General features: G+C 49.7%; 1 protein-coding gene. It reads left to right on the forward strand.

Features of this window, described 5'->3' with window-relative positions:
* Positions 1-429 (forward strand): sigma-70 family RNA polymerase sigma factor (locus tag KTG12_RS21485; RefSeq protein WP_216945555.1); only part of this gene is annotated, 429 nt, incomplete at its 5' end.
* Positions 430-519: the final 90 nt, after the last annotated feature.

A 519-nucleotide genomic window follows, 5' to 3' on the forward strand; every position in this document is an offset into this window, starting at 1 on the left:
GTAAGAAGGCAGGTGCTGGTTCCCGGAAAGGACATAACGGACTATGACGCGTATTTCATCGGATGCTACAAAAAGGCGGCCCTGATAAAGATTAAAAGGGAGAACCGGTATGCACACCCTGAAGATGATTTCTTCCTCCGATGTGGCGAGGAGGCAAAATTCCTTTCCGAGGACGACCTGAACGGGTGCGAGCGGCTGGTAAGAGACATACTGCGTTTCGTAAGGCAGAAGTTCTCCTACGAGGAATACCGGATGTTCATGCTCAGGTTCTATGAAGCGCAGTTCTCGTTCAAGGCGCTGGCGGAATGCATGGGTATCTCGGCATCGGCCATATCGCAGAAAGTATGCAGGATAGTGGACGCGGTACGTACCCACAGCGGTTTCGCATGGAGAAGTCAGATGCTGGCGGTGGAAAGCTTCATGTATTGAAAAAATTGTTTAACGGAAAAGTAAGAAAGTTATGGCACTGATAGTATACAACAGGGAAAACTCCCGTCCGCAGGAAGTCACATACAAGGG

The organism is Parabacteroides sp. MSK.9.14 (assembly GCF_019041495.1).
Classification (GTDB): Bacteria; Bacteroidota; Bacteroidia; order Bacteroidales; family Tannerellaceae; genus Parabacteroides; species Parabacteroides merdae.